The sequence below is a fragment of the Pseudomonas sp. SORGH_AS_0211 genome (genome assembly GCF_031453455.1).
GTDB lineage: Bacteria > Pseudomonadota > Gammaproteobacteria > Pseudomonadales > Pseudomonadaceae > Chryseomonas > Chryseomonas aestiva.
This window is the reverse complement of sequence record NZ_JAVIZV010000001.1, coordinates 3797599-3817859: the sequence shown is the minus strand read 5'-3', so window position 1 is coordinate 3817859 and position 20261 is coordinate 3797599. Positions and strand designations below refer to the sequence as shown.

General features: G+C 67.8%; 22 protein-coding genes, 1 pseudogene and 1 riboswitch. Of the genes and pseudogenes, 15 read left to right on the top strand and 8 right to left on the bottom strand.

Annotation, left to right across the window (positions count from 1 at the left end; all coding sequences use genetic code 11):
- Positions 1 to 115 precede the first annotated feature (115 nt).
- From QE393_RS17670 to QE393_RS17655, 4 genes and pseudogenes are all read left to right on the top strand, one after another.
- Positions 116 to 1574 (top strand): annotated as a pseudogene (locus QE393_RS17670) (catalase).
- Between the two features lie 145 nt (positions 1575 to 1719).
- Positions 1720 to 3924: a YccS family putative transporter gene (gene yccS / locus QE393_RS17665; protein WP_310044893.1), complete on the top strand. Its 2205-nt coding sequence runs from the start codon at positions 1720 to 1722 to the stop codon at positions 3922 to 3924.
- A 93-nt stretch (positions 3925 to 4017) separates the two neighbouring features.
- Entirely contained in the window at positions 4018 to 4911 is an 894-nt protein-coding gene (locus tag QE393_RS17660; protein WP_310044891.1) for a sugar nucleotide-binding protein, read from the top strand.
- A complete protein-coding gene (locus QE393_RS17655; protein WP_310044890.1) occupies positions 4904 to 5833 on the top strand; it encodes an NAD-dependent epimerase/dehydratase family protein in 930 nt (309 codons plus the stop codon). Before QE393_RS17660 ends, QE393_RS17655 begins: the two co-directional genes overlap by 8 nt.
- A gap of 91 nt (positions 5834 to 5924) precedes the next feature.
- Here QE393_RS17655 and QE393_RS17650 read toward each other — a convergent pair whose 3' ends face one another.
- From QE393_RS17650 to QE393_RS17630, 5 genes are all read right to left on the bottom strand, one after another.
- Complete coding sequence (locus tag QE393_RS17650; protein WP_273806764.1) at positions 5925 to 6614, bottom strand: OmpW family protein; 690 nt, start codon at positions 6612 to 6614, stop codon at positions 5925 to 5927.
- A 96-nt stretch (positions 6615 to 6710) separates the two neighbouring features.
- Positions 6711 to 7205: a DUF3299 domain-containing protein gene (locus QE393_RS17645; protein ID WP_187980955.1), complete on the bottom strand. Its 495-nt coding sequence runs from the start codon at positions 7203 to 7205 to the stop codon at positions 6711 to 6713.
- Positions 7206 to 7218: 13 nt separating this feature from the next.
- Entirely contained in the window at positions 7219 to 8472 is a 1254-nt protein-coding gene (locus QE393_RS17640; protein WP_310044888.1) for an ABC transporter permease, read from the bottom strand.
- Position 8473: 1 nt separating this feature from the next.
- A complete protein-coding gene (locus QE393_RS17635; protein WP_273806767.1) occupies positions 8474 to 9181 on the bottom strand; it encodes an ABC transporter ATP-binding protein in 708 nt (235 codons plus the stop codon).
- A gap of 7 nt (positions 9182 to 9188) precedes the next feature.
- Positions 9189 to 9740, bottom strand: a complete 552-nt coding sequence (locus QE393_RS17630) for a DUF2796 domain-containing protein (protein ID WP_310044886.1) — start codon at positions 9738 to 9740, stop codon at positions 9189 to 9191.
- Positions 9741 to 9862: 122 nt separating this feature from the next.
- Between QE393_RS17630 and QE393_RS17625 the strand changes: the two genes are divergently transcribed.
- On the top strand, positions 9863 to 10219 hold the full coding sequence (locus QE393_RS17625; RefSeq protein ID WP_310044883.1) for a hypothetical protein: 357 nt from the start codon (positions 9863 to 9865) through the stop codon (positions 10217 to 10219).
- Positions 10220 to 10345: 126 nt separating this feature from the next.
- Here the strand turns inward: QE393_RS17625 and trxA are convergent, their stop codons facing one another.
- The 3 genes from trxA to QE393_RS17610 form a co-directional block, all read right to left on the bottom strand.
- On the bottom strand, positions 10346 to 11215 hold the full coding sequence (gene trxA, locus QE393_RS17620) for a thioredoxin (RefSeq protein WP_208693018.1): 870 nt from the start codon (positions 11213 to 11215) through the stop codon (positions 10346 to 10348).
- A gap of 68 nt (positions 11216 to 11283) precedes the next feature.
- Positions 11284 to 11931, bottom strand: a complete 648-nt coding sequence (locus QE393_RS17615) for a 50S ribosomal protein L11 methyltransferase (RefSeq protein ID WP_310044881.1) — start codon at positions 11929 to 11931, stop codon at positions 11284 to 11286.
- Positions 11928 to 12392, bottom strand: coding sequence for a YbaY family lipoprotein (locus QE393_RS17610; protein WP_282288174.1), 465 nt, complete (start codon positions 12390 to 12392; stop codon positions 11928 to 11930). The genes QE393_RS17615 and QE393_RS17610 overlap by 4 nt, the downstream gene beginning before the upstream one ends.
- Before the next feature lie 179 nt (positions 12393 to 12571).
- On the opposite strand from QE393_RS17610, the gene nrdR reads away from it, so the two are divergent.
- The 10 genes from nrdR to ribA all read left to right on the top strand — a co-directional run bounded on the left by nrdR (position 12572) and on the right by ribA (position 20232).
- Positions 12572 to 13042: a transcriptional regulator NrdR gene (gene nrdR / locus QE393_RS17605; RefSeq protein WP_007161213.1), complete on the top strand. Its 471-nt coding sequence runs from the start codon at positions 12572 to 12574 to the stop codon at positions 13040 to 13042.
- The gene (gene ribD / locus QE393_RS17600; protein WP_310044879.1) at positions 13039 to 14157 is read left to right on the top strand and encodes a bifunctional diaminohydroxyphosphoribosylaminopyrimidine deaminase/5-amino-6-(5-phosphoribosylamino)uracil reductase RibD; all 1119 of its coding nucleotides are present in this window, start codon (positions 13039 to 13041) and stop codon (positions 14155 to 14157) included. Before nrdR ends, ribD begins: the two co-directional genes overlap by 4 nt.
- A 56-nt stretch (positions 14158 to 14213) precedes the next feature.
- A riboswitch (FMN riboswitch) is annotated at positions 14214 to 14372 on the top strand.
- 142 nt (positions 14373 to 14514) lie between these two features.
- Positions 14515 to 15177 (top strand): riboflavin synthase, encoded by a 663-nt coding sequence (locus tag QE393_RS17595; protein ID WP_273806775.1) that lies wholly within the window; start codon positions 14515 to 14517, stop codon positions 15175 to 15177.
- Positions 15178 to 15187: 10 nt separating this feature from the next.
- Positions 15188 to 16276: a bifunctional 3,4-dihydroxy-2-butanone-4-phosphate synthase/GTP cyclohydrolase II gene (ribBA, locus tag QE393_RS17590; protein WP_273806776.1), complete on the top strand. Its 1089-nt coding sequence runs from the start codon at positions 15188 to 15190 to the stop codon at positions 16274 to 16276.
- Between the two features lie 109 nt (positions 16277 to 16385).
- Complete coding sequence (ribE, locus tag QE393_RS17585; protein WP_007161209.1) at positions 16386 to 16862, top strand: 6,7-dimethyl-8-ribityllumazine synthase; 477 nt, start codon at positions 16386 to 16388, stop codon at positions 16860 to 16862.
- Positions 16859 to 17350, top strand: a complete 492-nt coding sequence (nusB, locus tag QE393_RS17580; RefSeq protein WP_133860576.1) for a transcription antitermination factor NusB — start codon at positions 16859 to 16861, stop codon at positions 17348 to 17350. Before ribE ends, nusB begins: the two co-directional genes overlap by 4 nt.
- A 14-nt stretch (positions 17351 to 17364) precedes the next feature.
- A complete protein-coding gene (thiL, locus tag QE393_RS17575) occupies positions 17365 to 18321 on the top strand; it encodes a thiamine-phosphate kinase (RefSeq protein WP_310044874.1) in 957 nt (318 codons plus the stop codon).
- A gap of 22 nt (positions 18322 to 18343) precedes the next feature.
- Complete coding sequence (locus tag QE393_RS17570; protein WP_273806779.1) at positions 18344 to 18853, top strand: phosphatidylglycerophosphatase A; 510 nt, start codon at positions 18344 to 18346, stop codon at positions 18851 to 18853.
- Between the two features lie 27 nt (positions 18854 to 18880).
- Positions 18881 to 19513 (top strand): TIGR02281 family clan AA aspartic protease, encoded by a 633-nt coding sequence (locus QE393_RS17565; RefSeq protein ID WP_310044872.1) that lies wholly within the window; start codon positions 18881 to 18883, stop codon positions 19511 to 19513.
- A gap of 95 nt (positions 19514 to 19608) precedes the next feature.
- Positions 19609 to 20232: a GTP cyclohydrolase II gene (gene ribA, locus QE393_RS17560; RefSeq protein ID WP_310044871.1), complete on the top strand. Its 624-nt coding sequence runs from the start codon at positions 19609 to 19611 to the stop codon at positions 20230 to 20232.
- The last annotated feature ends 29 nt before the right edge of the window (positions 20233 to 20261 follow it).

The following is a 20261-nucleotide window of genomic DNA, read 5'->3' as shown; positions in this document are numbered from 1 at the left end:
CTGTCGACTTGTATTTTCTATCAGGATGCTAGGATCAATAAATTAGTCCTAAAGTATTGCCTTGGCGATACTTCTCCCACGCTATCAGCAAGCACTATGCAAAGGGAGACAGCCTGTGACCGATACCAAGATCCTCACCACCGCCAGCGGCATTCCGGTGGCCGACAACCAGAATTCCCGTACCGCCGGCCCACGCGGTCCGCTGATGCTCGACGACTTCCATCTGATCGAGAAGCTGGCCCACTTCAATCGTGAGGTCATTCCCGAGCGACGCGTGCACGCCAAGGGTTCCGCGGCCTATGGCACCTTTACCGTCACCCAGGACATCACCCACCTCTCCAGCGCCAAGCTGTTCGCCAGCGTCGGCAAGCAAACCGAGACCATCCTGCGCTTTTCCACCGTGGGCGGTGAGCGCGGCTCGGCGGATACCGAGCGCGATCCGCGTGGCTTCGCCCTCAAGTTCTACACCGAGGAAGGCAACTGGGACATCGTCGGCAACAACACCCCGGTGTTCTTCATCCGCGATCCGCTCAAGTTTCCCGACTTCATCCACACCCAGAAGCGCGATCCCTGGAGCAATCTGAAAAGTCCGCAGATGATGTGGGACTTCTGGTCGCTGTCGCCGGAATCGCTGCATCAGGTGACCATCCTGTTTTCCGATCGCGGCATTCCGGATGGCTATCGCTTCATGCATGGATTCGGCAGCCATACCTTCAGCCTGATCAATGCCCAGGGCGACCGGCACTTCGTGAAGTTTCACTTCAAGAGCCAGCAGGGGATCAGGAACCTGGCGCCGACCGAGGCCGCACGTCTGGCCGGGAGCGATCCGGACTACAGCCAGCGCGACCTGTTCCAGGCCATCGAACGCGGCGAATTCCCGCGCTGGAAGCTGTGCATCCAGGTGATGAGCGAGCAGGAAGCGGCCGGTCGCGCCGAAAATCCCTTCGACGTGACCAAGGTCTGGTCACAGCAGGACTATCCCTTGCAGGAGGTTGGCCTGCTGGAGCTCAATCGCAATCCGCAGAACTACTTCGCCGAGGTGGAGCAGGCGTCCTTCGCGCCAAGCAACGTGGTGCCGGGCATCGGCCTGTCGCCGGACCGCATGCTGCAGGGACGGGTGTTCGCCTATGCCGATGCCCAGCGCTATCGGGTGGGAACCAACTACCAGCAGTTGCCGGTCAATGCGCCGCGCTGTCCCTATGCCAACAACCAGCGTGACGGGGCCATGAGATTCGATGGCAATGGCGGTTCCCAGCCGAACTACGAGCCCAACAGCTATGGCCATACGCCCAGGCAGGCGCCGCAGTATCGCGAGCCGGCACTGAATTTCGCCGGTCCGGCCGATCGCTACGACCACCCGGGTGGACGAGGATTACTACAGTCAGGCCGGTGCGCTGTTCCGCCTGATGAACGCGGACCAGCAGGCGTTGCTGATCGACAATATCGTCGGTGCCATGGCTTCGGTGACCCGGGATGTCCAGCTGCGGCAGATCGGTCACTTCCTCAAGGCCGATCCTGCCTATGGCATGGGTATCGCCAAGGGACTGGGGATGGATCCCAGCGAAGTGGCCTGACCTGGGAGGTAGAAGGAGCCCGGCGGATGCCGGGCTTTTTTTCGCCGGTAAAAAAGTGCGGGAAAGGCTGTCTCGGACGCCACTTGCGACGTCGCAATGCTAAGGTTCGCATCAAGCGCGAAAACACGAGGCTCGCTCTCCCGTCATGACTGTGTTTGGAGTGTCTTTGCGCCAGCTCTGGGCGCACGAAAAGGCCAGCTATGGCGTTCGCGTCTTTGTCGCCCTGAGCGGCGCCATGGCCGTCTGCTGGTCGCTGGGTGACCTGCGCGCCCTGTCGCCGGTGTTTCTCGGCATCATCGCCAGCGCCCTGGCGGAAACCGACGACAGCTGGCTGGGCCGTCTCAAGTCGCTGGTGGTCACGCTGCTGTGTTTCGCGGTTGCCGCCTTCGCGGTCGAACTGCTGTTTCCCTATCCCTGGATCTTCGTGGTGGGCCTGGGCCTGGCCACCTTCAGCCTGACGATGCTCGGCGCCATCGGCGAGCGCTACGCGTCCATCGCCCAGGCCACGGTGATCCTGTCGATCTACGCCATGATCGGCGTGGATCAGCGGCTGGGTACCCAGGTGCCATTGTGGTACGAGCCGGCGCACCTGCTGGCCGGGGCGCTGTGGTACGGCCTGCTCTCGGTACTCTGGTGCGCGCTGTTCGCCCACCAGCCGGTGCGGCAGAATCTGTCCGCGCTCTATGGCGAACTGGAGACCCTGCTCCGGCTCAAGGCGGAGATGCTCGAACCGGTGCGCGGGGTGGACCTGCATCGGCGGCGGGTACTGCTGGCCCAGCAGAACGGCAAGGTGGTGCAGGCGCTGAACCAGGCCAAGGCGACCATCCTCAATCGCTTCGGCCGCTCGGGGCGGCCGGGCGCGCGCTCAGGGCGCTACTTCCGCCTGTATTTCATGGCGCAGGACATCCATGAGCGCGCCAGTTCCTCGCACTATCCCTACAGCGCCCTGACCGAGGCGTTCTTTCACAGCGACATCCTCTTTCGCTGCCAGCGCCTGCTCAAGCTGCAGGCCGCGGCCTGTCGCAACATGGGCGAGGCGATCCGCCTCGGTCAGCCCTTCGAATATGGCCAGCAGAGTCAGCAGGGGCTGATTGATCTGCAGGCCTCGCTGGAATATCTCAAGCAGCAGCAGAATCCGCGCTGGCGAGGCCTGCTGCGCTCGCTGGACCTGCTCGGGCACAATCTCTCGACCCTGGAGCGCCAATTTTCCGAGGCGGGCAACAGCGACTCGGGGGCGGCGGATCTGGACACCAGTCTGCTGGATCCGGCGGCGCGCTCGCTGCGCGAGGTGTTCCAGCGTGTCCGCCTGCAGCTGACCCCGACCTCGCTGCTGTTCCGCCATGGCCTGCGCATGGCGCTGGCGCTGATGGCCGGCTATGGCGTGCTGCACCTGATCCACCCGGTCAACGGCTACTGGATCCTCCTGACCACGGTGTTCGTCTGCCGGCCGCAGTACGGGGCGACCCGGGTGCGGCTGGTGCAGCGGATCGTCGGCACGGTGATCGGCCTGTTGCTGGGCAGTGCCTTGCTGGAGCTGTTCGCCCAGCCGGAGATCCAGCTGCTGCTGGCGCTGGTCGCCGGTCTGGTGTTCTTCATCACCCGGACCGATCGCTACACCGTCGCCACCGCGGCCATCACCCTGATGGTGCTGTTCTGCTTCAACCAGGTGGGCAATGGCTTCATGCTGATCTGGCCGCGACTGCTGGACACCCTGCTGGGTTGCCTGATCGCGGTGCTGGCGGTGTTCTTCGTCCTGCCGGACTGGCAGGGACGCCGCCTGCACCTGGTGATGGCCAACACCCTGCGCACCAACGCGCTCTATCTGCGCCGGTTGCACGAGCAGTACCGCACCGGCAAGCGCGACGACCTCGATTACCGCGTGGCGCGGCGCAACGCCCACAATGCCGATGCGACGCTGTCGGCGGCGCTGGCCAACATGCTGCGCGATCCCGGGCATTTCCGGCGCAACCTGGAAGCGGGCTTTCGCTATCTGGCGCTGTCCAACACCTTGCTGGGTTATCTGTCGGCCCTGGGCGCGCATCGCCGCCAGCTGGAAGCGGCCGAGCACGATGCCCTGGTGGAGCGCGCCGTGACCCGTATCGCCGAAGGCATGGAAGCCATTGCAGCAGCGGTGGCGGAGCGGCGCAGTCTGCCGCCGACCGCCGAAGAGGAAAGCAGCCTGGCCGACGAACTGGAGGCCGCGGCGGATGACAACGACGACGGCTATCGACTGGTGTGCACCCAGCTGGCGCTGATCTGCCGGCTGCTGCCCAATCTCAAGAGCGCCGCCAACCATACCCTGCGCGAACAAACCCGCGAGGAACCGGCAGCGGTTGCCGCCGGTGCTTGAGCAAGGTTGGCGCGACGCGCTATGTTGACCGATGTCCGTCGAATCTTTCGACGCCTGTCCAAGCTGGTTTGAAGGCTGTTCCAACACATGCGTATGCGTCTTCTAGTAGTGGGCGGGGAGAGCGCCCTGGGCAAGGCGCTACTCGCCGCCGGTGCCGAAGCGGGCATCGAATTCGTCGCCCCCGAGACTCCTGCGGAGGGCTGGTACGCTGCCGGACTGACCGAGGTCCTCGACCGGGTACGGCCGGGAGCGGTGATCAATCTCGCCTACTACCGCGACTGGTTGCAGGCCGCGGACTTCGATCCGGCCCTGATGCAGCGCCAGGCGCTGGCCGTCCAGCGCCTGGCAGGGCTCTGCCAGCACTATCAGATTCCGCTGATCCAACCGTCCAGTTATCAGCTGTTCGATGGCTCGCGCGTGGCCGGCTATAGTGAAAAGGATCTTCCACGGCCCCCCGGGGCACGTGGCGAAGCGCTCTGGCGGGTCGAGCAACTGGTGCGGGCGCTGTGCCCGATGCATATCCTGCTGCGCCTGGGCTGGGTGCTGGACGACTCCCGCGACGGGCGCCTGGGGCGTCTGCTGCTGCAGCTGGACACCGAGCAGGTGGCACCGATGGCGGGCGACCGGCGCGGCAATCCGACCACCGTGGGCGATGCCGCCCGGGTGTTGCTGGCCGTGGTCAAGCAGCTCGACTGCGGCGCGCCGCTCTGGGGGACCTATCACTACGGCGCCCAGGAAGCGGTGTCGGAGCTGGGCCTGGCCGAGACCGTCGCCCAGCTCTGGCAGGAATTCGACCGGCCGGTGCGCTGCGAATGGCAGGAGGTGACGCACCTCGAGCGTGCGGATGCCGCGGAAGAGCCACAACAGGGGGTGTTGATCAGTCGCAAGCTGCTCAACACCTTTGGAATCAAGGCGCGGCGCTGGCAGCAGGAACTGCCCGCGCTGTTGCAGGGCTTTCGGCAGGACGAGGTAGGTTTCCATGAGTGATGCGCCCATTCTGATCACTGGCGGTGCCGGTTTCATCGGTTCCCATCTGGCCGACGCGCTGCTGGCGCGGGGCAGGCGGGTGCGGGTGCTGGACGATCTGAGCACCGGCAAGCGCGAGAATTTGCCGCTGGACGATGAACGTATCGAGCTGCGGGTGGGCGACGTGGCCGATACCGCGACGCTGGAAGCCGCAGTGGCCGGCTGCGCAGCGGTGGTGCACCTGGCCGCGGTGGCCTCGGTGCAGGCATCGGTGGAAGACCCGGTGGGTACCCACCGAGCCAATTTCATCGGCACCCTGAATCTGTGCGAGGCCATGCGCAAGGCCGGCATCAAGCGCGTGGTCTATGCCTCCAGCGCGGCGGTCTATGGCGCCAACGGTCAGGGCCAGGCCATCGACGAAGAGCTGCCCAAGGCGCCCCTGACGCCCTATGCGGCCGACAAACTGGCCGGCGAGTACTACTTCGACTTCTATCGCCGCGAGCACGGGCTGGAGCCGGCGATCTTCCGCTTTTTCAATATCTACGGCCCGCGTCAGGATCCGTCTTCGCCCTATTCCGGGGTGATCAGCATCTTTACCGAGCGTGCCCGCCGCCAGACGCCGATCACGGTGTTCGGCGACGGCGAACAGACCCGCGATTTCGTCTATGTCGCCGATCTGGTGGGCATCCTGGTGCAGGCACTGGAAGCCCCGCAGGTCACGGCTGGCGCGGTGAACGTGGGGCGCGGCGAGACCATCAGCCTGAACGGCCTGCTGGCGGAGATCGGCCAGGTGCTCGGTGGCCTGCCGGAGGTGACCCATGGAATCGCGCGGGCGGGGGACATCCGGCATTCGAAGGCGGATAACCGCCGCCTGCGCGAGCGTTTCGATTTCAGCCAGCCCACCGGCATGGGGGCGGGGCTGGCAGCGCTGCTACGGGACTAGCAGGCGAGGCCAGGGGCAAGCCCTGGCCTGTCGGGCTTCGACGCTGGAGCCGTCTCGGCGCCAAGCGACGGCGCGGGTGGTTGGCGGTGACCTAGAAGCGATAGCCCAGGCCGACCATGTAGACCCAGGGATCCACGTCCAGATCGACCTTGGCGCGGGCGCCGAGGGCGGTGTTGTCGACGTGGGCGGTGGTGGCGATGTCGATGTAGCGGACCTGGGCGTTGAGCATCACCCGGTCGGTGAGCATGAGATCGGCGCCGACCTGGGCGGACCAGCCCCAGGAGTTGTCGGCGCGGAAATTGTCGAAGCCGGCCGCGCTGGCGCCGCTGCCGACGTGCTCGTCGTAGATCCAGGTGTAGTTGAGGCCGGCGCCGACATAGGGCTGGAACGTGGCCTTGGCGTCCAGCGGGTAGTAGACCAGGCTCAGTGTCGGCGGCAGGTGCTTGAGGCTGCCCAGCTTGCCATTGGCGGCGTCGAGCCCGGTGCCCTTGATGTTGACCTGGTGCTCGAAGGGCGTGGCCGCGAGCAATTCCAGGCCCAGGTGGTCGGTGAGCATGTAGGCGACGTTCAGCCCCAGCTGGGTGTCGCTGTCCATGGTCGCCTTGCCGCCCAGGTTGGCGCCACTCAGGGCGCCTCTGTCGATCTTGACGTCGGAGCTGCGCTCGTGGGGATCCACGGTGATGGCGCCGGCGCGCAGGATGATGTCGCCGGCCTGGTGGGCCTGGGCGAAGGGGGCGGCCAGCGCGAGGGCGAGCAGGCTGAGACGGAAGAGAGGACGCATGGCGAGGGCTCCGAAGGCATTGAAAAATGGCTGGGAGCAGCCTAGCGAAGCCGGAACGGCGGACTCTTGATCTCGCTCAAGCGCAGGGCAGATCCCTCAGGAGCCGTCGCCCTTGAGGATGTAGGGCTGGATGCGCTGGGCCTGCAGCCAGTAGCCGGCGACGGCCACCTCGCTGCGCTGGGTGCCTACGCCGAGGCGGCCTTCCACCCAGTAGGGCAGGTGCAGCTTGGACAGCCAGAGGTCGTGGCTGCCCTTGACGTAGACGATCTGGTTGCCGGGCGGCGGCGGTACGTGGATGCAGGCGCCGTAATAGGGGACCAGCAGGAATTCGGTGACCTCGCCTTCCTCGGTGACCATCAGCGGCACCACGTAGCCGGGCAGGCGCACCTCCTGGCCGTCCAGGGCGGCCACCGTGGGCGCGTCCGGCCAGGGCTGGCTTGCGGCCGGGCCGTCTTCGCCAAGGCCGTGGTCTACGCTGCCGGGATTGAAGCGCGGTGCATCGGCCGGCACCAGTTCGCGCCAGGCGAGTTGGCGGGGGTCGGCCTGGGCCCAGGACAGCCAGCAGAGCAACAGCAGGAGCGCCAGGCGCATGGGGAAGCCTCGTCTACAAACGCACGGACAACCCGTCCGTGAGGGCCTGGCGACAGCCGCGCCAGGCCGGAATGCAGCCGAGCAGCAGCGCCGCGAGCAGGATACCGCCGAGCAGTTGCCCATCGTAGAGCGAGGGCCAGTCCAGCGGCAATGCCAGGCCGTATTCCGCCAGCAGCCAGGGCCGGCCCAGGGCGATGGCGCCATAGAGCAGTGCCAGCCCGGCGAGACAACCGGCCAGGGTGAGGGCCAGGGCTTCGGCCAGCAGCAGGCCGAACAGATGGCGCGGCTGGGCACCCACCGAGCGCAGGATGGCCATCTCCCGGCGTCGCTCGTTGAGGCTGGCGAGCAGGGCGGTGAGCATGCCCACCAGCCCAGTGAGCACCACGCACAGCGACATCACCAGCAGCGCCTGCTCCGCCGTGCCGAGCAGACCCCAGAGTTCCTGCAGGGCCACGCCGGGCAGGATGGCCAGCAGCGGCTCGCCGCGGTAGTCGTTGACCGCGCGCTGCACGGCAAAGGTGGCCACCCGGCTCTTGAGGCCGACCAGGGCGGCGGTGAGGTCCTGGGGCGTGAGATCGCGCCGGCGCACCTCGGCGTCGCTCAGCGAAGGCCCGGGCATGCCGCCGCGCCAGTCCAGGTGCAGGGCGGTCATGCCGCTCAGCGGGATGTGCAGGGAGCGGTCGACGGGGGTGCCGGTGGGGGCGAGGATGCCGACCACGGTGAAGGGGTGGTCGCTGTGCTCGGTCAGGCTGATGGTGGCGACACCATGGGCCAGCACGACCCTGTCGCCCAGTTGATAGTGCAGCGCCTTGGCCACCTCGGCGCCCAGCACCACCTCGAAGACGTCGTTGAAGGGGCGACCCTGGGCCAGCCGCAGCGGCTGGTTGCGCCCGTAGTGATAGTGGGCGAAGTAGTTGCCGTCGGTACCCAGCACCCGGTAGCCGCGGTGGGAGTCGCCGAGGGACAGCGGGATGGTCCAGGCGACGCGGGGATCGGCGGCGAGCTTCGCGTAGCTCTCCCAGCGGATGTTGTTGGTGGCATTACCGATGCGGAACACCGAGTAGAGCAGCAGATTGACCGCGCCGGAGCGTGCGCCCACCACCAGGTCGGTGCCGGCGATGGTGCTGGCGAAGCTGGCCTTGGCCTCGGTGCGCAACCGTTCGACGCCCAGCAGCAGGGCTACCGAGACGGCGATGGTGAAGACGGTGAGCAGGGCGGTTGCGCGGCGATTGCGCAGGCTGGCCCAGGCCAGTTGGAGAAGGGGCATCCTAGGTCTCCGGCAGGGCGGCGTTGAGCTGGGCCAGGGTCAGGTGGCGGTCGAAACGACTGGCCAGGCTGCGGTCGTGGCTGACGAACAGCAGGCCGGCGCCGGCGGCGGCACACTCGGCGAACAGCAGCTGCAGGAAGGCATCGCGGTGATCGGTGTCCAGCGCCGAGGTGGGTTCGTCGGCGATCACCAGCTCCGGCTGGCCGATCAGGGCGCGGGCGGCGGCGACCCGCTGCTGCTGGCCGATGGAGAGTTCACGAGCCGGGCGTCGGGGCAGGTCGGGATCGCTCAACCCCAGGGCGCGGAGCAGGGTCAGGGCCGCACCCTGCGGATCGCCGTGCCGCCCGGTGGCGCGCTCGCGGCGCAGCGCCGAGAACCGGCAGGGCAGCAGGACATTGTCCAGCACCGAGAGAAAGGGCAGCAGGTTGAATTGCTGGAAGAGAAAGCCGGTGTGATCAACGCGAAAGCGATCGCGTCGGGCGGTGGTGAGGACTCCCAGGTCTTGACCGAGCAGGCGCACCTGACCGCGACTGGGGCGCTGCACGCCACCCAGCAGGCCGAGCAGGGTGGTCTTGCCACTGCCCGAGGGACCCTCGAGAAACAGCGCCTCGCCGGGTGCCAGCTGGAAGCGCCGGATGTCCAGGCACTCCGCCTGGCCCGGCCAGGCGAAGCCGAGGTCCTGGATCTCGACCAGCGGGGCGGCGGTCACGACCGCCTTACCATTTCAGCTGCGGTTGCTTGGCGGTCAGTTCGGCGCCTTGCTGACCGCTGGCGACGATGGCCTGGACCTCGACACTGTGACTGTTGGGGAAGCGGGCGAACCAGCCGGAGAGATCCAGGCTGGCGAGCGCGCCCGGCTTGCTGCAGCTGAAGCTCATGCTGGCGTCCACGTCGAGATGGCCGCTGGCGCTGGCGTCCTTGGCGAACAGCGGGCTGATGGCGCTGGCTTCGGTCAGGCGGCAATCGGCTGCCGCGGGCAGCTTCACCAGCGCCTGGGGATTCTCCAGGCTCTGGCGCAGGGCCGCGACGGCGTCCTCTTCCTGCTGGTTGCGCGGGGCATGTTCGAAGCCCAGCAGATCGGCCGCCGGACTGCGCCACTGCAATTCGAGGCCGGTATCGGTCTGGGCCAGGTCGAGGTGGGATTCGCCGTGCACATGAGCGCCCAGGGCACCGTGCTCGTGTTCGTCATGGTCACTGTCGGTGCCATGGGCAAAGGCCGGTTGAGCGAGCGCGGCAGCGAGGCAGAGGGTCAGCAGGGGCAGGCGCATGGATGGCTTCCAGTGGGCGGAAAGGCGCTATGTTATGTTGTTGCATTTGCGTGCCGCAAGCTCGGTTTGGCGTCGGCCGGTGGCTGTGGGAGCATGGGCCTCTGCACGACGAGGAGAACACCATGGTACGCATTCGCGGAACCATCGGCAGCCAGCCCGTGGATCTCACGGTGGAACTGGACGAAGCCGACTGGCAGCGCCTAGCCGCAGCCCTGCAGCCGACGCCGGCGTCCCTCCCTGCGGCGGCGGTGGCCGCTGTCCCCAGCGGGCCCAAGTCGGGCGGCGACATGCTCTGGGACCAGGTGGTGAAACTGCTCAGCCAGGCGGGCCGCCTGAGCGGGCCGGACATCCTGGTGGCCCTGGAAAAGCTGACCGGCAATCTGGGCGTGGCCAAGCAGTTGCTGGTACGGCTGAGGCACAGTCCCCAGGTGCGCATGGAGCGGGTGGGGGAGGCGCAGTTCTATATCTGGCAGGGATGAGGCTGGGGGGTAGGTGAGCGGAAACGCTGCGCGGTTTGCCACGCGACGAAAGGTCCACAGCGCCAGGCGGGCGCTGGCTGTGGACAAGGCTGCGCCTAGGGCGACGCAGCCGCTATCGATAGGCGCTTAGTACAGCGCCTGGTACAGGCGGCGGCGATAGGTGGCGACCAGGGGGTGATCGTTGCCCAGCAGATCGAAGACCTGCACCAGGGTCTTGCGCGGCAGGTCGTCACCGTAGCCGCGATTGCGGCGGAACAGGTCCAGCAGACCATCCAGGGCCGGTTCATATTGCTGGCGGGCCAGTTGCTGCACGGCCAGCTGGTAGGCGGCTTCGTCATCACCGGCATCGCGTGCCAGGCGACTCTTGAGGTCAGCCACCTCGGGCAGGCTGGCGGCCTGGCGCAGGAAGGTCAGCTGGGCCCGGGCGCCGGCCAGCGCCTGCTTGTGCTCATCGCCCTTGACCGCGTCCAGCACCGCCTGGGCATCGTCCAGTTCGTTGCGCTCGGCCAGGCAACGGGCATAGAGGATCAGCGCCAGGGCGTCACTGTTGTCTTCTTCCAGCAGCGCCTTGAGCAGTGCCTCGGCCTCGGCGAAGCGGCCCTCGGCGAACAGTGCCTGGGCGGCGTCCAGCGGATCTTCCTCGGCCGGCGGCAAGGCCTGGACATGGGGTTCGAGCAGCGCGCGGATGGCCGATTCGGGCTGGGCGCCGGCGAAGCCGTCCACCGGCTGGCCATCCTTGAACAGCACCACGGTGGGCAGGCTGCGGATGCCAAATCTCATCACCAGCTCCTGCTCGATGTCGCAGTTGACCTTGGCCAGGTGCAGGGCGCCGCCATAGGACTCGGTGATCTTGGCCAGCAGCGGCATCAGCACCTTGCAGGGCGCGCACCACTCGGCCCAGAAGTCCACCAGCACCGGGGTGCTGAAGGAGGCGTCGATGACCTGTTGCTGGAAGGTGTCGAGGGTGGCGTCGAAAATGTAGGGGACCTGGCTCATGGCGGACTCGGCAGACGAAAGATGCACTATAGGTGGGGGCGTCGGGCTTGGAAACAAGGCAGGCCAGCTCAGCCCCGATAGAGCGCCACGCGGCGGAATTCGTCCGGCTCGGCCAGATCCGGCAGGGTGCAGGCCTGGAGTTCGGCGAGGCGGGTCAAACCGGGGTGGGCCAGGTCGCGTACCCGCGAGTCGGCCAGCAGGATCCGCCCGGCGCGAGCCTGCAGGAGGTCCAGTAGCGGCAGGTTGGCACGGTCGTAGAGCACATCGGCGGCTAGGATGAGATCGAAGCGCTCGGTGCTGGCACAGAAATCGTCCAGCGTCTCGATCTGCACGGCGTTGGCCTGGGCATTGGCGCGGCAGGCTTTCAATGCCAGCGGATCCAGGTCGCAGCAGACCACCCGCGCCGCGCCGGCCCGCGCGGCGGCGAGTCCGGCGATGCCCGAGCCGCTGCCGAAATCCAGCACCTGGCGCCCGGCGACGTGCCCGGGATGGGCGGCGATCCAGCGCGCCAGCGCCAGACCGCTGGCCCAGCAGAAGGCCCAGTAGGGCGGTGCCTCCAGCAGGCGCTGGGTTTCCGCGGGGGAAAAGGCCCGCGCCATGTTGGCCGGATCGATCAGCCACAGCGACAGGTCGCTGTCGGGCAGGGCCTGCAAGGAGAGACGGGCGTCGCCCAGCAGGGCCGTGAGCGCGACGGCGAGGTCGGCAGGGGGCGTCACGGGGTCTGGTTCAGCACCAGTTCGCCCAGATTCTGCGTGGTCGGTCCGCCGACATTCACCGGCGGCAGATAGCTGGCCAGTTGCCCGGCCTGGATCAGGCGCGCGTGGAATTCCACCTTGAGATCCGGGCGGGTGGGAAAGATCTCGGGATTGAAGGGCAGGCGGAAGGCCAGGGGCGCGCCCTTGCCGGTCACCGTCTCGCTGGCCAGCAGGCGCTGCGGCAGGCCCTTGGCGTTGACCGCCAGCAGGGCGATCTCGACCTGGGCACCCGCCGGGACCAGACCCTGGGCATTGCGCAGCACCCCGGAGATCTCGCGCAGATTGGCCGGAGTGGGGGCACCCGCCACCGGAACCGGCTCGTCGGCCGGGGTGGTGGGCTGCGGCGGCGTGGTTTCGGGTGGGCTGGAGCAGGCCGCGAGCAGACCGGTGAACAGCAGGGGCAGGAGGACGCGTGGGGTCATGGCGGGATCCGGAGGTCGCGGCCGGCGAGGGCTGCACGGGAGGCTGGAGAGGTCGTCGAACACAGGGCGCTCTTATAGCCCGGCGGCCCCTGGCTGTCGATTCGTCAGGCACCCGGAGGTTCCCGGCAGGGAGTGATCGGGTACCATGAAGGCTTTCCCTTCCGGCGATCGACTCTCCCATGCATTGTCCCTTCTGCGGCGCCCACGACACCAAGGTCACGGATTCCCGGCTGGTCGCGGCCGGCGAGCAGGTGCGCCGGCGGCGTGAGTGCCTGGCCTGCCAAGAGCGTTTCACCACCTTCGAGACCGCCGAGCTGGTGCTGCCACGGCTGATCAAGCAGGACGGCACCCGCCAGCCCTTCGACGAGGACAAGTTGCGCGCGGGCATGCAGCGTGCCCTGGAGAAGCGGCCGGTCAGCGTCGAGCGCCTGGAAGAGGCCATCGCCCTGATCAAGCATCGCCTGCGCGCCACCGGCGAGCGCGAGATCCGTTCGCGGGTGGTGGGTGAGCTGGTGATGGACGAACTGCGCAAGCTGGACCAGGTGGCCTATATCCGCTTCGCCTCGGTCTATCGGCAATTCCAGGACCTGGCCGAGTTCCGCGACGAGATCGAGCGCCTGGCCCAGGATCCGGGCAAGCAGCCGGTATGAGCGACATGGGGAGCGACGAATTCTGGATGGCCCGCGCCCTGGCGCTGGCCGCCTGCGGCCGCTACAGCACGGCGCCCAATCCGCGGGTGGGCTGCGTCATCGTCCGCGACGGCCAGATGGTGGGCGAAGGCTGGCATCGCCAGGCCGGCGGTCCCCATGCCGAGGTGCACGCGCTGCGCCAGGCAGGGGAGGCGGCGCGTGGCGCCACTGCCTATGTGACGCTGGAGCCCTGCAGCCATCATGGCCGCACCCCGCCGTGCGCGGATGCCCTGGTAGGCGCCGGCGTGGCCGAGGTGGTGGCGGCCATGACCGATCCCAATCCGCTGGTGGCCGGGCGCGGCCTGGCGCGCCTCGCCGCCGCCGGCATCGCCACCCGCGCCGGGGTGCTGGAAGCCGAAGCGCGAGCGCTCAATGCCGGCTTCATCCAGCGCATGCTGACCGGGCGGCCCTTCGTGCGGGTCAAGCTGGCCCTGAGTCTGGATGGCCGCACCGCCATGGCCAATGGCGAAAGCCAGTGGATCACCGGTCCGGCGGCGCGCCAGAGCGTCCAGCGGCTGCGCGCCGAGGCGGGGGTGGTGATCACCGGCGCCGATACCGTGCTGGCCGATGGCGCCCGCCTGACCGTGCGTCAGGCCGAGCTGGGCCTGAGCGGAGACGAACTGGAACGGGCCACCCTGCGCACGCCGCAGCGGCTGCTGGTGGACGGCCGTGGCCGGGTGCCGCTGGATGCACCCTTCTTTCAGGCCGGCGCGGCACGGGTCGCCGGTATGGCCGCCGCGGCGCCCGCCTATGCGGCGGCCGGTCACGACTACCTGGCGCTGCCCGGTACCCAGGGCCGGGTCGACCTGACGGCCCTGCTGACCCGCCTGGGCAGCGAGCAGGTCAATGACGTCCTGGTGGAAGCCGGGCCGCGCCTGGCCGGTGCCTTCGCCCAGGCCGGGCTGGTCGATGAATATCACCTGTTCCTGGCGCCCAAGTTCCTCGGCTCCAGCGCCCGGCCGCTGCTGGACTGGCCGCTGGCGCACCTGGCCGAGGCCCCGCGGCTGGAGATCCTCAGCGTCACGCCGGTGGGCGCCGACCTGCACCTGATCGCCCGACCGGCCAGGGACACCTGACGCCCCTGGCCCCGCGGCGGCGAACTGTGTTACAAAACCTGCGCCGCCCTCGGGTGGCGAGTTCTCAGGGCGGGGTGCAATTCCCCACCGGCGGTAACGCCCGATCAGTCGGGACGAGCCCGCGAGCGCTCTCTCGTCCTCTGCGGCGGGAGAGGTCAGCAGACCCGGTTGGATTCCGGGGCCGACGGTCATAGTCCGGATGAGAGAGAACGGGATAGCCTCGCCTGGCAGGGGTGCGAGCCCCTCGTCCGTCTGATTTCCCTTCTGTCCGTACGCCCTGTTTTTTCACCGAAACAGGAGTTCGTCGATGTCTAGCTGCACCGCCTTTCTGGCTCTACCTCTTGGAGGCCTGAGCTGATGTTTACCGGAATCATCGAAGCCCTCGGCGAGATCCGCGCGCTCACGCCCAAGGGCGGAGACGTGCGCCTCCATGTCGCCACCGGCAAGCTCGACCTTGCCGACGTCAAGCTCGGCGACAGCATCGCCGTCAACGGAGTCTGCCTTACCGCCGTGGACTTGCCCGGCGACGGCTTCTGGGCCGACGTCAGTCGCGAAACCCTCAGCCTTACCAGCCTGGGCGGCCTCAAGCCCGGCAGCAAGGTCAACCTGGAAAAGGCGCTGATGCCCACCAGTCGCCTCGGCGGCCACCTGGTCAGCGGCCACGTGGACGGTCTTGGCGAAGTGGTCTCCCGCGCCGATAACGCCCGCGCCGTGCAGTTCCGCCTGCGTGCCCCGGCCGAGCTGGCCCGCTACATCGCGCTCAAGGGCTCGATCACCGTGGACGGCGTCAGCCTCACGGTGAACGCGGTAGACGGCGCCGAATTCGAGCTGACCATCGTCCCCCACACCCTCGGCGAGACCATCATGGCCGACTACCGCCCCGGGCGCCGGGTGAACCTGGAGGTGGACCTGCTGGCCCGCTACCTGGAGCGCCTGCTACTGGGCGACAAGGCCGCCGAATCCGCCAAGGGCGGCGTCACCGAACATTTCCTCGCCGAACACGGCTATCTGCAGCGCTAAGGACGACACCGTGGCACTTTCCAGCATCGAAGACATCATCCAGGACATCCGCGCGGGCAAGATGGTCATCCTCATGGACGACGAGGACCGCGAGAACGAAGGCGACATCATCATCGCCTCCGAATGCGTCACCGCCGAACACATCAACTTCATGGCCCGCCACGCGCGGGGGCTGATCTGCATGCCCATGAGCAAGGGCCTCTGCGAGCGCCTCAACCTGCCGATGATGGCCAGCCGCAACGCCTCCGGCTTCGGCACCAAGTTCACCGTCTCCATCGAGGCCGCCGAGGGCATCAGCACCGGCATCTCCGCCGCCGACCGCGCCCGTACCGTGCAGGCCGCCATCGCCAGGGACGCCAAGGCCGGCGACGTGGTCAGCCCTGGCCACATGTTCCCGCTGATGGCCCAGCCCGGCGGCGTGCTGGCCCGTGCCGGCCACACCGAAGCCGCCTGCGACCTGGCGCGCATGGCCGGTTTCGCCGAGAGCGGGGTGATCTGCGAGGTGATGAACGACGACGGCACCATGGCCCGTCGCGACGAACTCGAAGCCTTCGCCGAGCAGCACGGCCTCAAGGTTGGCACCATCGCCGATCTGATCCATTACCGCCTGCTCCACGAGCACACCGTCAAGCGCATCGACGAGCAGCAGCTGGAGACCGAGCTCGGTCCGTTCAAGCTGGTGACCTACCGCGACGAGGTGGAGGGCGACGTCCACCTGGCGCTGATCCGTGGCGACCTGGCCGGCCAGGAGCTGCCGCTGGTGCGGGTGCACAACATGGATCCGCTGCGCGACCTGCTGCAGGTGCAGCAACCGGGTCGCTGGAGTCTGCGTGGCGCCATGGAGCGCGTGGCCCGCGAGGGCACCGGCGTGGTGCTGCTGCTCGGTCACTCGATCGAGGGCGACGACCTGCTGGCCCACCTGCGCGAGCCGCTGCCGGTGCCCAAGGCGCTGTCCACCTACAGCACCGTCGGCGCCGGTTCGCAGATCCTCCGCGACCTGGGCATTCGTCAGATGCGCCTGCTCAGCTCGCCGATGAAGTTCAACGCCATATCCGGCTTCGACCTGGAAGTAGTAGACTATCTGCCTCCTGAAGAATGACCCTTCCGCCTGGCGCGCCCCGCCCGGGTGGTGCGGCGCGCTTCACCTGGATTTCCACGGACGGCCTGGCATTGCCGGCCGTCCGGCTCTTTGACAACTGGACCCGCACATGAACATCAAGACCTTTGAAGGCACCTTCATCGCTCCCCAGGGCCGCTTCGCCCTGGTGGTCGGTCGTTTCAACAGCTTCGTCGTCGAAAGCCTGCTGCAGGGCGCCATCGACGCCCTGGTGCGTCACGGCATCAAGCCGGACGACCTGACCATCATCCGCGTCCCCGGCGCCTTCGAGATCCCGCTGGCGGTGCAGAAGATCGCCCAGCGCGACGAATTCGACGCCATCATCGCCCTCGGCGCGGTGATCCGCGGCGGCACCCCCCACTTCGAATACGTAGCCGGCGAGTGCACCAAGGGCCTGGCCCAGGTCTCCATGGAATTCGGCGTACCGGTGTCCTTTGGCGTCCTCACCGTCGACTCCATCGAACAGGCCATCGAGCGCTCCGGCACCAAGGCCGGCAACAAGGGCGCCGAAGCGGCCCTGTCCGCTCTGGAAATGGTCAGCCTGCTGGCGCAGCTGGAGGCCAAGTGAGCGGCGATCTGACTCCGCCCGCGGCCGGCAAGCCCGCGGGCAAGAAGGCCCCCACCGGCAAACTGGCTGCTCGCCGCGAAGCGCGCAGCCTGTCGGTCCAGGCCCTGTACCAGTGGCACATGGCGGGCCAGGCGATCAACGAGATCGAGGCGCAGTTTCGTGTCGACAACGATTTCGCCAAGGTCGACGGCGCCTACTTCCATGAAGTCCTGCATGGCGTCCCGGCCAACAAGAGCGAGATCGACGGTCTGATCCTGCCCTGCCTGGACCGTGCCATGAACGAGGTGGATCCGGTCGAGCTGGCGGTGCTGCGGCTGTCCTGCTACGAGCTGCTCAAGCGTATCGACGTGCCCTATCGTGTGGTGATCAACGAGGGCATCGAGATGGCCAAGATCTTCGGCGCCACCGACGGCCACAAGTTCGTCAACGGCGTGCTGGACAAGCTGGCGCCCAAGCTGCGCAGCGCCGAGTTGCGCGGCAAGCGCTGATCGCCCACGCCGGCATGGGTGAATTCGAACTCATCCGTCGCTATTTCGCCGCGGCGCCCTGCGCGCGCGGCGGTCCCGGCGTGGCGCTGGGCATCGGCGACGACTGCGCGCTGCTGGCACCCGCTCCGGGTGAGCAGCTGGCGGTCTCCACCGACACCCTGACCGCCGGGGTGCATTTCCCCGATCCCTGCCCGGATGCCCATGGCCTCGGCCAGCGCGCCCTGGCGGTGAGCGCCAGCGACCTGGCCGCCATGGGCGCCGCGCCCCTGGGTTTCACCCTGGCGTTGACCCTGCCGAGCGTCGAAGCCGCCTGGCTGGAAGGCCTGGCGGCAGGCCTCGCGCAGATGGCCGAGCAGTGCGAACTGCGCCTGGTCGGTGGTGACACCACCCGCGGTCCGCTGTCCCTCACCCTCACGGTCTTCGGCCAGGTGCCGGCCGGTCAGGCGCTGCTGCGTAGCGGCGCCCGCCCGGGCGATCTGCTGTGCCTGGGCGGTGCGCCGGGCGAGGCGGGCGGGGCCTTGCCCTTCGTCCTCGGCCAGCGTGCAGCGGAGGGCGACGCCAGTCGGCACCTGCTGGCGCGCTACTGGGCACCCCAGCCGCAATTCGAACTCGGCCTCTGGCTGCGCGGGCGAGCGACGGCGGCCCAGGACGTCTCCGATGGCCTGGTCGCCGATTGCGGCCACATCGCCGCCGCCTCCGGCGTCCGCCTGGTCGTGGAGACGGCGCGGCTGCCGGTGAGTCCGGCGCTGGCCGCGCTGTTTCCGGCCGACGAGGTACTGCGCCTGGCCCTCGGCGCAGGCGACGACTACCTGCTGGTCTTCACCCTGCCGCCGGACCAGGCGCCGGCCCTGGCCGCCGCCTGGCCCCAGGCACAGGTGATCGGACGGGTCGAGGCGGGCAGCGGCGTTTTGGTGCTCGCCGCCGACGGCCAGCCGCTGACCCCGATACACACCGGTTTCCAACATTTCTAGCGCTCCGGCGCGGAGTCCTCTCTTGAGCGAACAGCAAGCCCCCGCCCAGCCGGTCCCCCTGTCGGTCTGGCGTGATCCCTGGCACTTCCTGGCCTTTGGCCTGGGTTCCGGCACTCTGCCCAAGGCGCCCGGTACCTGGGGGTCGCTGATCGCCTTGCCCTTCGTGCCGCTCTGGCAGTTGCTCAGCGGCTGGAGCTATCCGCTGCTGCTGGTGCTGCTGACCGTGTTCGGCTGCTGGCTGTGCGGCAAGGTTGCCCGGGAGCTGGGCGTGCACGACCACGAGGGCATCGTCTGGGACGAGATGGTCGGCATCTGGATCACCTTCTGGCTGGCGCCTCCGGGGTTGATCTGGCTGCTGGTGGGTTTCGTCGCCTTCCGCGTACTAGACATCTGCAAGCCCTGGCCAATCCGCTGGCTGGATGTCAATGTCCGCGGCGGCGTCGGCATCATGGTCGACGATGTACTGGCCGGCATCCTCGCCTGGCTGGTGGTTCAGGGATTACACATCGGTTGGGGTCATCTCGTCGGCTGACGAGACGCAGGCCCAAGGAGCAGGGCAGTGAAAAGACTGGGCGCGTGCGGCCTCATCTGGGCCGTCGGTACGCTCGCCTGGGCGCAACCCCAGGTCAGGGTCGTGGGGTTGTTCAACGGCGCGGCGGTGGTCAACGTCAATGGCCAGCGCAAGCTGTTGCGGGTTGGCCAGCGCCTGGACGAGGTCGAGGTGGTCAGCGCGGATTCCCAGCAGGCGGTGCTGCGCATCGATGGCCGGACCCAGACCTTTGCCCTCGATCGCGAATACAGCGACGGCTACAGCGCGCCCCAGCGTCGCGAATTCAGCGTGCCGCGCAGCAACAACGGTCATTACCAGGTCACCGCCAACGTCAATGGCCGTCCGGTGTCGCTGCTGGTGGACACCGGCGCGACCAGCGTCGCCCTGAGTGGCGCCCAGGCCGATCAGCTGGGCATCAGCTACCGTGACGGCACCCCGGGCTGGGTGGAAACCGCCAGTGGTCACGCCCGCGCCTGGCGTACCACGCTCAAGCAGGTGCGCCTGGGCGATGTGGAGGTGGTCGGAGTGGACGCCATGGTCTTGGAGGGCAACTACCCCAGTCAGGGCCTGTTGGGCATGAGTTTCCTCAACCGCGTCGGCTGGCGCGAGGCCCAGGGCATTTTCTACGTGCAGGCGCGCTGATAGATCATCGGGTATCGACGTCATAACCCCTAGCGATGACGCCGGGTCCGGGGAAAAGGTTACAATGTACGTCTTTCCCCGCCAGGAGCCTGCAGGTGTCCGTCGTCTTTGTCGCCGCCTCCCAATTGCCCACCCCTTTCGGCCTGTTCACCATGCACGGTTTCCTCGACGAGACCGATGGCAAGGAGCACGTCGCCCTGACCTTCGGTGATGTGGCCGATGGCGAGCCGGTGCTGGGCCGCCTGCATTCCGAGTGCCTGACCGGCGATGCGCTGTTCAGCCTGAGATGCGACTGCGGTTTCCAGCTGGAAGCGGCGCTGCGCGCCATCGCCGAGGCCGGGCGCGGCGTACTGCTCTATCTGCGCCAGGAAGGGCGGGGCATCGGCCTGCTCAACAAGATCCGCGCCTATGAGCTGCAGGATGCCGGCGCCGATACCGTAGAAGCCAACGAGCGCCTGGGCTTCGGCGCCGACCAGCGCACCTATGCGCTGTGCAAGCCGATGCTCGACCATCTGGGCATCACCTCGCTGCGGCTGATGACCAACAATCCGCGCAAGGTGAAGGCGCTCGAGGTGCTGGGCATTCCGGTCGCCGAGCGGGTGCCGTTGCAGGAAGGACTCAATCCGTACAATCGCCGCTACCTGCTGACCAAGGCCGGCAAGCTCGGCCACATGCTCGGCAATCTGCACCAGAACGAAGATATGGAAAAGGCGCCCTAGGGCGCCTTTTTACTGGCCAGCGGCTGGCT